Here is an 11,922-nt window from a genome sequence, read left to right as displayed (position 1 = left end):
TCGGAGAGGCTGCCGGACCGGCGCGTCGACAAACCCGCTTATTTATTCGCCGTGCTTGAGGCAGGTCGGGTGTTAAAAACAAACATTTGTTCCTGTTTTTCTTGACTTTAAATGAGGAATTCTGTATGATTTAAATGTAGAATCAAACACATTTGAGCGGGTGAAGCACCTCGCAGGAATGGCCGAAAGGCCTTCTTGGGGGTGCTTTTTTCATGTGTTTTAGCTGACTATACGGCAATAAGATTGAGGACAGGAGATGAAGAGATGATGCTTAACGTTTCGAGAATTACAAGCAAGGTGTTTAAAATGCTGCTGGTAGCGGCTATATCGGTTTTGATGGTGCTATTCACAGGCTTGCCCAAGACAGGCGCGGCGGCCGGAGATAGCTGGGGGCAGGCATTATCCAGTCTGGACAGCCTTTACGACAGTTTTATCAAACTTGAGAGTGAGGTCAAGCTTGATAAGCAGAACATTCAGGCACTGAAGACTCAGAATAATGAGCAGTTGAAGTCCGTCAATGAAAAGCTGAGAACAATCGGGAAGGCGCAAATCGGCAGGCTGCAGGAGACGGTCGATCTTACAGTGAAAAAGCATGGTCCGCTGCTGGTTCAATATGCCGAACTGGGCAGCCAACTGGCAGAGGCAACCAAACGCAAGGATCAAAAAGCAGCCGCGCTGCTCAAGTTGAAGCATAGCCGGCTGAAGTCGCCCGTTGAAGCCGCGAAGGCAGAGATTAAGCAAAAAAAGCAATTGCTTGCTGCAGCCCGAAAGCAAGCAACCGCACAAGTTAGAGATATTAAGGATACCCTGGGTCCGGTGCATAATTTGAAGGGGCAGACATCGGAAGAGAACAAGCTTGCCATTGAAGCCGGCAGGAGGCTGTCTGAAGCAAGCAAGCGGCATCGGTCCGCTATCAAGGAGGGGGATGCGGTGAGCGCGGCCGCTGAACTTGCTGCCATGTATGCAGAACTCGGCAAGATCCATGCTTCCCAGCAACGTATCTTGTCTTACGAAAAGCAGAGCGTAAAGCTGTTGGCCACGGCAGTACACAAGCTTAATTCCCTTGGGCTCCAGGTCTGAAACCAGGACATGTCTATTCTTATTTTTAGATAAGTATGCATCGCTAACAGTTAGCGCCTGTAACTTCTTATGTCGTGTCCCGTTTATTTACAAATGCCGTATTTCCATCGATCTTTTGGAGATGACCCATGCTGCTGCAAGTAATGCAAGAGCAACGAGAATTCCCGACTCTCCTACCCAGAGCAGCGCCTTATCTCCGTGGGAAAAGGCGTCAAAGACGTCCTGTGTCACCGCATTCCAGGATGCGTGTAGCAAGATTGCCGGCCATAGGCTGCCGGTTGTCAATCGTATGCGTCCAATAATGTAACCGAAAGACACGACCGAAATCATAAAAAATATAACGGAGAGGACAGGATAGGGACCGGAAGCATAAGATCCGATAAACATAACGGGGAGATGCCATACTCCCCAAATGATCCCTCCGGTCAGCATCGGATAAGGAACGCGGGCATCGATTAGCCGAGTGGTCATATAGCCCCGCCAGCCAAGTTCCTCTCCGGCACTGCTGATTACGCCGATTGCAGTTCCGACCACCATTTGCATGAGCAGAATTACGGTAAACATAGCTATAGGTGAAGCCTTGAAAAATGCATCAGGCGTGGCGAATTGCACCAGCCCTGTACTCCAGGCCAGTCCGTATGCAATAAGCCCAATGACGACCGGGAACAACAATACAAAAGGCAAGGTTTTCAGTGAACGGCGTCCCCCGAGCCGCAGTGAGATATCGGATATGCCTTCACGAAGAGCGACACGGGCGATGATGGATGACAGACCCGGCGCCCACATTAGAAGCAGCACAAATATCGGGTATTTCGTCAGCATTGCATAGCAAAGTATGGAGAGAGGGATGACCATTGCGAAGAAAACGAGAAGTCCCCGCCTGGCAGAACGAATACGCTCCTTCTCCCCGTTTAGCCCTGTCGCCTGGGGAAGGTTAATGTTTGATTTCATGATGGTAGCCCCTTTTTTATCAAGTATGTATTTCCATTCAGAAGTATAGCAACTGCTTCAGGTGGACAAGAACAAGCTCAGGTCCAGTTTTTCTACCGGACCTAAGCCTAGTGGAATCGAAATCAAGTTGAACAGCTGGCTTTGATCCATTATAATGACCCCATACTTGATCCACGATCGCCTGGCCTAAGATTTGCTGTGCAGACGGTTGCGTACTGGTGATGGTATGGAATGACAAATGAAATGAAATGTGGAGCTTCGTTAAAATGGAGGCAGGTTCATGAACCTAGATCATTACCATACACTATGGAACTATGCAGCAGTGAAGATCACCGAAATCCGTCAAATTTCGGTCCGCCATGGCGAGGATTGGGGTTCTTACCGTCTGCCAGCCAGCGGGTTTCTATACACGTATCAAGGGAACGCACGGCTGCTGCTGGATGGAGCCGAACATACGGCTAAACGCTTTCAACTGGTTCACGGCGGCAAGGGGATGTGCCTTGAAATTGTATCTTTAAGTGAGGTTTTTGAGTTCTACCTGATTTTCTATAAAGTAACACTGCCTTTGTCTGGTCGGATGCAAACCCGCAGATTGCTGGAGCATGGCAATCCCTTCCTGATGCAATATAGCTTCTCTCCGAATCAGCCGCTTCCGCTGTTCCACCTGGTACAGCGGATGGACCAGGAATGGCGTGAGGCAGGCACTGCGTCACAGCTGCTGGTGAAGGGATTGTTCTACCAATTTGTCCATGAAGTCGTGGCTCAGATGCAATCACAGGGCATTCGCCCTTCCGAGCCTGATCTCGTCTTCCAACTGATTCGCTACCTCCATGATCATTACACAGAGACTGTGACTATGGATGAACTGGCAACTCTGTTTAACTACAGTATCAGATATCTATCACGGACCTTCAAGCAGGCGACCGGGTGCAGCCCGATCGAATATCTCATTCGGCTGCGTATTGAGAAAGCCAAGGAGCTGTTGGAGACGACGAATGCAACAATCAAAGAAGTAGCAGAACTGGTAGGCTACAACGATTCCTTCTATTTCAACCGAATATTCAAGAAGCATACAGGCGTCTCTCCGGGATACTATGCTTCCAAAGCTCAGCGTTCTTTGCGAAAAATTCCGGATCGTCCATATTTAAAGCCCGGATTGTCTATTGTAGCGGTCAGAGCCCGACGGTATAGTAGTGATAATGATTATCAACTGCAAAAACCTAGGAGGATTTTACGAATGAACAGAATGTCAGCAAACACCATGGCCTTCATCTTGTTGCTCAGCATGACTTTGGTGATCAGCGCATGTGGAAGCAATGCCACACCGAATGCTGCGCCGGATACAGGGCAATCTCAGCAGAACGTAACAGAGCGAGTGCTCAAGGATGCACTGGGCCATGATGTGAAAGTACCCGCTAATCCGCAACGAATCATCGCCTCTTATTTGGAGGATCATCTGATAACGTTAGGGGTCAAGCCAGTAGCGCAATGGTCTGTAGGAGAGAAATCGGTACAGCAATATTTGCAAGGGGATTTGGCGGAAGTTCCAACCATTCCTTCTACCTTGCCGCCGGAAACTGTGATGGGCTTTGAGCCGGATTTAATCATTGTGGACAATGCCGAACTTGTAGCTGGGGACAAGTATAGCCAATACGCCAAAATTGCTCCGACCTATACCGTAGGCAAGGATAAAAATAATAGCTGGCGTCAGGAACTGCTGACTATTGGTGAAGTATTGAATAAGAGTGAAGAGGCGGAGAAAGCGCTGGAGAACTACGATCAGAAAGCCAAGGAAGCCAAGGAAAAGATTCAACAGGCTGTTGGTGAACAATCCGCGGTAGCGCTTTGGGTAACCCAAAAGAACGTCTATGCGGTGAGCGACCATCTGTCCAGCGGAGAAGTCTTGTACCACGATCTTGGACTGAAGAAGCCGAGGGTCGTTGAGGAGCTTTCTAAGACCGGGACAGGCAACTGGAACGCTATTTCGCTTGAGGCGCTTGCAGAAATGGATGCTGACCACTTGTTTATTATTAACGGCAAAGGCGTCAGCAAAGAAGAACTGCTCCGTGATCCGGTGTGGGCAGGAATTCCTGCCGTCAAGAAGGGCAATATCTACGAATACGGCAAAGAGACAAGCTGGCTCTATTCGGGTACTATTGCCAACTCGCAAATTATTGACGATGTGCTAGAGAGCATCATCAAGTAATATCGCAACAGAAAAAAGCTATGTGCAATCTGTTTCTTTGCTTTTGTAAAGCAGGGAAGCGCGGGATGCACATGGTTTTTTTGTGATTTACAATCCGTTCAGCCAAGCTTGCCTTGCCAAGTGTTGATTGATGCTTCCCAGATTATTTTTTGGATGCGCGATTGCCACAGCCTTCACGGCCAAAACCCTTGCTGTACGGCATCTGAATCAGCATTTTGTCGCTTTTAACGATTGCATTTTAGAAATCATCAATTCCCTTGAACAAATTCGCTATCCCCTTGAAACTTCTGCATATTCCGCTCCCTTGCGGCTTCTATTAGTCTGGGATTGAGACAAATCTCAACCAATATTTTGACACGAGTGGAGGCTGACGAATGAAGAAAGTATTACGTTCTTCCCTGATTATCGTGCTGCTCAGCACATTGTTAATTGCCTGTTCCTCTCAAGGGGGCACCAGCAATCCATCTAATAATGGCAACAAAGACAACACGGGTGGCACGAACACTTCCCCGCAGACCGAAGCAGGCGGCGAGGCGACGACCTATCCGCTGAAGACCGACCAGAAGCTGACCTATTGGGGCGAAATAACCCCTAACCTGGTTGGCGTCAAGGCATCACATCAGGATGTTCCTTTCTTTCAGGATTGGCAGAAGAAAACAGGTGTCCAGCTCCAATTCATAGCTCCGCCTTCTGGCCAGGGGAGGGAAGCGATGAACGTGCTGCTCGCTTCCGGTGACCTTCCGGACCTGTTTGAGTTCAACTTCCTGGGGGACTTTCCGGGAGGGCCGGAAAGAGCAATCAAGGAAGGCTATATCCTAAAGCTCAACGATTTAATTGATCAATATGCGCCTAACCTCAAGAAATTTTTGCAGGAAAACCCGGATATTGACAAGATGGTCAAAACTGACAGCGGAAGCTACTATACGTTCCCGTTCATCCGCGGCGATGACTATTTGAAAGTATTCCAAGGACCGATTATTCGTAAAGACTGGCTGGATGAACTGGGTCTCCCGGTGCCGGAAACCATCGATGAATGGACCGAGACACTGCGAGCATTCAAGGAGAAAAAGGGAGCTTCCGCTCCATTCTCAGTGGTCAGCAAGCCGAGATTTTTTAATGATTCCGGCAACGGTGCTTTCATCGGTGCATTCGGTGTGAACCGCGGGTTCTATCAGGAAGATGGGCAGATCAAGTTTGGCCCTGCCGAGCCGGGTTTCAAGGAATATTTGAAATTGTTCCGCGAATGGTACCAAGAAGGGCTGATTGATAAAAATGCCGCCACTGCTGATTTGAAAGCAGTAGACAGCAACATGGCTTCTGGCGCTACCGGATCATCAGTTGGCAATGCAGGCGGAGGGATCGGCAAGTGGCAGGCGTTGATCGAAGCCAATGATCCGAAGGTTGTGCTCGTTGGCGCACCGTATCCGGTTCTGAACAAGGGCGATACGCCTAAATTCGGACAGCGCAATCAGTCTTATTCTTCGGAGGGCACAGTCTCGATTTCAACTGCCTTGAAGAACCCTGAAATCGCAGTACGCATGCTGGACTACGGTTATAGCGAGGAAGGCCATATGTTCTTCAACTTCGGTACTGAAGGTGTCAGCTACAACCTGGAGAACGGCTATCCAAAGTACACCGATCTGCTGATGAAAAATCCGGATAAGTTGTCCCCTGCTCAGGCGATCCCCCTGTATGCCCGCGGCAGCTATAATGGTCCGTTCGTTCAGGATAAGCGTTATGCCGAGCAATTCTTTGCCCTGCAAACCCAGCGCGATGCCGTTTTGACCTGGCAGAAGACCGATGCGGCGAAGTACAACCTGCCGCCGATTACGCCAACGCCGGAGGAAAGCTCTGAGTATGCAACCATCATGAATGACATTAACACGCTGGTCGACGAAATGACGCTCAAAATTATTCTGGGTAACGATTCGCCAGATCAGTTTGAAAGCTATGTGGCCAAGATGAAGTCGCTTAAGCTGGATCGCGCGATCGAGATTCAGGCGGCGGCATTGGAACGCTACAACAATCGTTAATAACCCGACAACTGCACAAGTTTGACAACTGTGAAGCACAACTTGCGAGAGAGGGCTTGATCCCTCTCTCGAACCCGAATTGAGGTGAACACTCAAACGTATGGCGAACCGTCAATCCTTCAAACAGCGCGTTATCCGTGATTTTTTACTCAACAAGTACTTATATGTCATGATGATTCCGGTCATCGCCTACTATGTCATTTTCCATTATGCGCCTATGTATGGCGCAGTAATTGCCTTTAAAGACTACTCTCCGATGAAGGGTATTCTAGGCAGCGATTGGGCAGGTTTAAAGCATTTCCAGGACTTCTTCAACAGTTATTATTTCGAGCGCATTCTAAAAAATACGATTCTGATCAGTGTGTATTCCTTGCTCTTTGAATTCCCGATGCCAATTTTGCTGGCGTTAATGATCAACGAGGTACGCAACCGGACGTTCAAGCGATTGACGCAAACGATCACATATATGCCGTATTTTATTTCACTAGTTGTCATCTGCGGAATTATTACCGATTTTACCAATGCCGATGGTCTCATCAACCGGCTGTTCATGCTGCTGGGCTATGACGGGCAGGCCATGTTGCAGAAGCCGGAGTTGTTCCGTCCTATCTACATCCTGTCGGAGATTTGGCAGCGGATAGGGTGGGAATCCATTATCTATATTGCCGCGCTCATGAACATTGATCAGGAGCAGTACGAGGCGGCCCGCATGGATGGCGCCAACCGGTTCAAGCAGATGATCCACATTACCCTGCCGGGCATTGTTCCGATTATTGCAATCATGCTGATTTTGCGAATGGGGAATTTGCTCAATGTTGGCTTTGAGAAGATCATCCTGCTCTACAATCCGATTACGTACGAAACCGCCGATGTCATTTCCTCCTTCGTGTACCGCAAAGGTCTGCTGGAATTCGGGTGGAGCTACAGTTCAGCGGTCGGCCTGTTCAACTCGGTCATCAATCTCGTGTTGCTGATCACGGCCAACTATATCAGCCGCAAGGTGAGCAAAAGCAGCTTATGGTGAGGTGAAAGCATTGAAACAAAGAAATGCAGGACTGTTTGATTGGCTATTCGATGGTTTTATATACGGATTTCTGATCCTGCTGGTAATTGCAACGCTGTACCCGCTCCTCTATGTTCTGTTTGCTTCATTCAGCGATGCCGGACAATTGATGGTGAACAAAGGGCTGCTATGGAAGCCGCTCGGCTTCAGCATCGAAGCTTACAAGAGCGTTATCAATAATCCAGGCATCCTGATCGGATACAGGAATACTCTGTTTATCGTCGTCGCCGGAGTTGTCATCAATCTGTTCATGACTGCTCTGGGAGCCTATGTGCTCTCCCGTAAAAATGTCATGTGGAACAATTTATTCATGTTTATTATCGTATTCACCATGTTCTTCGGCGGGGGCCTGATTCCGCTCTATCTGATCGTCAAAAATGTCGGGTTGCTTGATTCCTTGTGGTCGACGATTGTGCCGTTCGCGATTGGAACCTTTAATCTCATTATTATGCGAACCTCCTTTATGGGAATTCCCGACAGCCTGGAGGAGTCGGCGAAAATCGACGGCGCTAATCATCTTACCATTCTGTTCCGCATTATCTTGCCACTGTCCATGCCGGTCATCGCTGTGATGATTCTGTATTATGCCGTTGACAAATGGAACGGTTGGTTTTACGCCTCCATTTTCCTCAAGAGCCGTGAGCTGTTCCCCCTCCAGCTTGTGCTGCGGGAAATCCTAATTTCGAATTCAACGGAAAGCATGACTTCGGGGGCTTCGGCAGGAGATCAGCACCAGATTGGAGAAACTATCAAGTACGCGACCATTATGGTTGCGACCGTTCCGATACTTTGCGTCTATCCATTCGTGCAGCGCTTCTTTGTCAAGGGCGTCATGATCGGATCATTGAAAGGATAAGCAAGTAAAGAAGGGAGTATGGAATGAGCAAACTTAATGAAGAAAAAGTACAAGAAGTATGGGAGCGCATTCAAACCAAGGTAGACCGGATGATCGGTCAAATCGGGGATAAAAGCGCTCATGTTGCAGCTGCTGACGGCAAATACGACAATACGAACATTGACTGGTGGACCTCCGGTTTTTGGCCGGGCATTCTCTGGGTCATGCATGATATGACGGGTGAGGACAAGTACAAGGAAGCTGCATGGGGCTGGGATGGGCGATTGGAGAAGCATATGCTTCAGCCGAATTCATTTGATCACGATGTGGGCTTCCACTTCCTGCCGACGGCAGTCATCAAGTATAAGGTGACCGGAGACAAGGACGCGGTTCGCCGTGGACTATTCGCCGCCAACTTCATGACCGGACGCTTCAATCAGCAGGGCCAGTTCATCCGGGCATGGAACGGCAACATGCACGGATGGTCCATCGTTGACACGATGATGAATCTGTCGCTCCTGTTCTGGGCTTCCGAGGAGAGCGGGGACCCTCGCTTTGCGCAGGTGGCGAAGGCGCATGCCAATATGGTGCTGAAGCAGTTCGTGCAAGAGGATGGAGCCGTACACCATATCGTCTCCTTTGATCCGCAGACAGGGGAGCGTATTGAGGCTATCGGCGGGCAAGGGGCTGCACCGGACTCCGCATGGAGCCGCGGAGCTTCCTGGGCGCTTCATGGCCTGGCCAACACATTCCGTTACACAGGCGATATTGCCTATCTGCAAGCAGCGCAGCGCGTAGCCAACTTCTTCATCGCGCATCTGCCGGAGGATCATGTCCCTCATTGGGATTTCCGTGTGGAGGGCGATCTGGCCTCCGAGCCGCGGGATACCTCGGCAGGCGCATGTGCGGCATCCGGCCTGATCGAGCTGGCCAGCTTGCTTCCTGAGAAGCAGGGCAGAGCATACCGTGCTGCAGCCGAACGCATCCTGTTGTCGCTATATGAGAATTACGGCACGTGGGATAACCCGGAGCATGAGGCGATCTTGGTACAAGGCACCGGTCATAAGCCGGCCGGACAAAATGTGAACGTGTCGCTTATTTATGGCGATTACTTCTTCGTCGAATCTTTTGCAAAACTGCGTGGCTGGCAAAAGCGTGTGTTCTAGGCGACGGCCTGGTCTATTTGCGAGAAGCCATACCCCAACCCGAGTGGCGTCCATTCGGGTTATTTGGGCATTTAATCTCTTTATTTTGCGTTTTTGTCAATGAGTTTACAGCAATTGATCATTCCAGTGGAAGCGTTTTTCCGTCATACTAGAGGTTATCCTATTCCAAAAAATGATGTCTAATTACAGCTTTCCTACTATCGTACTGACGAGTGAGGAGATTCTATTGAACCTACAATATTTGTGGCGAAAAAGGAAAAGCATTGTTGTCACATGGCTGATCTCCTATAGTGTCGTGCTGTTCGTGCCGATTGTGATTAGCCTGATCATTTATTCACAGGCCAGTCATGCGCTCAAGGGAGAAATCCATCGTGCCAACGATTCATTGCTGAAGCAAATGCGGTATACCATTGACAATCAAATTGAACTTATGAAACGGCTCAGTATGGAGATTACATGGAATTCAAAGCTCCAGGGCTTGGTATATTCCAGCAAGCCGTCCAAGGAAGCGCCGTTTACAGCGTACCAGCTTGTCAACGACTTTCGACTCTATAAGACTTCCTATGCCTCTATCGATGAGTTCTATGTGGTTTGGAATCGGGACGGCTCCGTATTGCGTCCGGGTAATGTCCGGGATATGGAGACGGCTTTCCATGCCGTTCATAATACGGGAGGGCTTACTTACTTGCAATGGCTGGACGTGCTTCGCCGTCCGGTGCAGGAGCGGTTTGTTCTGCTGCCGCATCAGGATGCGGCACAGACGCAGACCTCCATTGCCCACATTACACAGCTTCCGAAAGACCTCAATGGAGAGGATACCGGGACAGTCGTGGTTTTGGCGAACACGGCGCGGTTCCTGGAAGCATTCAAGAATATTTCCGGATTTAACGGAGGAAAGCTGCTTATTTTGAACCAGAACGACGAGATTCTGTTGTCCAACGTTCCCGGCTCATCAGCAACGCAGGCGGAAGGATTATTGGAGCCGTTTATGGACGGCGAGCGTTTTCGTCTGGATGCGGAGCCAGTCAAGGGCTCGGAGTTAATGTCCATCCATTCTGCGGTATCCGGCCTAAAATATGTGCTGATTCTTCCGAGCAGCCTTTACTGGAAAAAAGCGGAGTACATCCGCAGCTTCACTTATATCAGTATCATAATCAGCCTGATTGGCGCAGGTGTGCTGACTTGGTTCTTCATGCGCCGCAATTACTCGCCGATCCAACAGCTTGTGCAATCGTTGACGGACAAAAATGCCCAGGAGGAGCATACGGAGTGGAATGAGCTTCGTCTCATTCAGCGGGCGATCTTGAACGTCCGCAGCGAGAAGGATGAAATCGCGTTGCAACTGCAAAAGCACCAGCAAGTGCTGCGATCGAATATGATTAATCGGCTGCTCAAGGGCAAGCTTGACCCCCTAGTTCCTTACGAGGAGGCGTTCAAATCCTTTCATATGAAGCAGCTCTCCGATCAATTTGCCGTTATTCTCTTTGTTGTTGAAAATGATGAGAACCTGTATGCCAAGCTTCCTGGCATGGATGACAATGAGCAGAGCAAGCTTATCCAATTCATTATCGGGAATGTCGTGGAGGAACTGGCGGCAGAACGCCAGCATGCGGGCTATGTAGTGGAAGTCGACGATATGATGGTCTGTCTGGTTAATTTGGCTCCATCCACAGAGAATGAGCAACAGGAGCTGCATGAGATTGCATCGGTGGCCCAGGACTTCCTGAAGCGCTACGAAATGGACATTACGGTCTCCATAAGCGGCCAGCATTTCTCTTGGCCTGGTATTGGACTGGCTTATCAGGAAGCTGTCGATGCGATGGAATACAAGATGGTGCTTGGCAAGAGGGGCATTATTGCCTACCAGGAAATTCGACGGTACCCGGCGGAGCAGTCCCAGCATGGTTATTACTACCCGCTGCAGACCGAGCAGCAGTTGATCAATTTTATCAAGACAGGGGACTTCGAGCAGGCATCGGCGTTCATGAACGAAATTACAACACGCAATTTCAGCCAGCCGGTCATGTCGCTGACGCTCGCCCGCTGCCTGATTTTTAATCTGGCAGGAACGATGATGAAGGCGATTCATGAGCTTGGGGACGGAGATGGCAGTCTGCTGGAGAATCCGCTATGGATGGATAAAATGATGGCCTATGATACTCTGCAGGAGATGCAGGAGGAGCTTCACTTGCTGCTGCAGGAGGTATGCGACTGCGCAGCGGCCAAGCGGGCCTACAACGTCTCCAGGGAACGGGAAGGCTCCTTACGGGACCTGACGAACAATGTGGCCCGGCATATTGAAGAGAATTTTCAGGATATTAATTTAAATGTAAATGCAATTGGCGAGCATTTTGAGCTGAAGGGCAGCTACCTCTCCAAGTTGTTCAAGAGTCAGACCGGCGAGGGAATACTGGATTATATACACAAATACCGAATTGAGCAGGCTAAGCCGATAATGAGGGGGAAGCGGGAATCAATTACCGAAATTTCTCGTCTGGTTGGCTATAATGATGCGGCGACCTTCATTCGGGTGTTTAAAAAATATGAAGGCATTACGCCGGGGAAATACAAGGAACTATACTAACCGG

The 11,922-nt window shown here is 49.5% G+C and carries 8 protein-coding genes; 7 read left to right on the top strand and 1 reads right to left on the bottom strand.

Annotation, left to right across the window (positions count from 1 at the left end; translation table 11 throughout):
* The first annotated feature begins 264 nt into the window (after nucleotides 1–264).
* Nucleotides 265–1,080, top strand: a complete 816-nt coding sequence (locus JFN88_RS05205; RefSeq protein WP_199018269.1) for a hypothetical protein — start codon at nucleotides 265–267, stop codon at nucleotides 1,078–1,080.
* Between the two features lie 87 nt (nucleotides 1,081–1,167).
* Here the strand turns inward: JFN88_RS05205 and JFN88_RS05200 are convergent, their stop codons facing one another.
* On the bottom strand, nucleotides 1,168–2,031 hold the full coding sequence (locus JFN88_RS05200; protein WP_199018268.1) for a CPBP family intramembrane glutamic endopeptidase: 864 nt from the start codon (nucleotides 2,029–2,031) through the stop codon (nucleotides 1,168–1,170).
* 280 nt (nucleotides 2,032–2,311) lie between these two features.
* Here JFN88_RS05200 and JFN88_RS05195 point away from each other — a divergent pair, with 280 nt between their 5' ends.
* The 6 genes from JFN88_RS05195 (at nucleotide 2,312) to JFN88_RS05170 (ending at nucleotide 11,918) form a co-directional block, all read left to right on the top strand.
* Nucleotides 2,312–4,237 (top strand): AraC family transcriptional regulator, encoded by a 1,926-nt coding sequence (locus JFN88_RS05195; protein ID WP_199018267.1) that lies wholly within the window; start codon nucleotides 2,312–2,314, stop codon nucleotides 4,235–4,237.
* A 374-nt stretch (nucleotides 4,238–4,611) separates the two neighbouring features.
* Complete coding sequence (locus JFN88_RS05190) at nucleotides 4,612–6,270, top strand: type 2 periplasmic-binding domain-containing protein (protein ID WP_199018266.1); 1,659 nt, start codon at nucleotides 4,612–4,614, stop codon at nucleotides 6,268–6,270.
* 100 nt (nucleotides 6,271–6,370) lie between these two features.
* The gene (locus JFN88_RS05185) at nucleotides 6,371–7,294 is read left to right on the top strand and encodes an ABC transporter permease (RefSeq protein WP_199018265.1); all 924 of its coding nucleotides are present in this window, start codon (nucleotides 6,371–6,373) and stop codon (nucleotides 7,292–7,294) included.
* A gap of 10 nt (nucleotides 7,295–7,304) precedes the next feature.
* Nucleotides 7,305–8,189 (top strand): carbohydrate ABC transporter permease, encoded by an 885-nt coding sequence (locus JFN88_RS05180; RefSeq protein ID WP_199018264.1) that lies wholly within the window; start codon nucleotides 7,305–7,307, stop codon nucleotides 8,187–8,189.
* Nucleotides 8,190–8,212: 23 nt separating this feature from the next.
* Entirely contained in the window at nucleotides 8,213–9,334 is a 1,122-nt protein-coding gene (locus tag JFN88_RS05175) for a glycoside hydrolase family 88 protein (protein WP_199018263.1), read from the top strand.
* A 226-nt stretch (nucleotides 9,335–9,560) separates the two neighbouring features.
* Nucleotides 9,561–11,918, top strand: coding sequence for a helix-turn-helix domain-containing protein (locus JFN88_RS05170; RefSeq protein WP_233167417.1), 2,358 nt, complete (start codon nucleotides 9,561–9,563; stop codon nucleotides 11,916–11,918).
* Nucleotides 11,919–11,922: the final 4 nt, after the last annotated feature.

Source organism: Paenibacillus roseus (assembly GCF_016424485.1).
Classification (GTDB): Bacteria; Bacillota; Bacilli; order Paenibacillales; family Paenibacillaceae; genus Paenibacillus_D; species Paenibacillus_D roseus.
Note: the sequence above shows the minus strand (reverse complement) of the source record. Positions and strands in the feature narration are given on the sequence as shown.

What these genes read in the sequence shown, in the direction of transcription:
- JFN88_RS05185 (WP_199018265.1), top strand. Translation starts at nt 6,371, where the DNA reads ATGGCGAACCGTCAATCCTTCAAACAGCGCGTTATCCGTGATTTTTTA.
- JFN88_RS05195 (WP_199018267.1), top strand. Translation starts at nt 2,312, where the DNA reads ATGAACCTAGATCATTACCATACACTATGGAACTATGCAGCAGTGAAG.
- JFN88_RS05175 (WP_199018263.1), top strand. Translation starts at nt 8,213, where the DNA reads ATGAGCAAACTTAATGAAGAAAAAGTACAAGAAGTATGGGAGCGCATT.
- JFN88_RS05200 (WP_199018268.1), bottom strand. Translation starts at nt 2,031, where the DNA reads ATGAAATCAAACATTAACCTTCCCCAGGCGACAGGGCTAAACGGGGAG.
- JFN88_RS05190 (WP_199018266.1), top strand. Translation starts at nt 4,612, where the DNA reads ATGAAGAAAGTATTACGTTCTTCCCTGATTATCGTGCTGCTCAGCACA.
- JFN88_RS05205 (WP_199018269.1), top strand. Translation starts at nt 265, where the DNA reads ATGATGCTTAACGTTTCGAGAATTACAAGCAAGGTGTTTAAAATGCTG.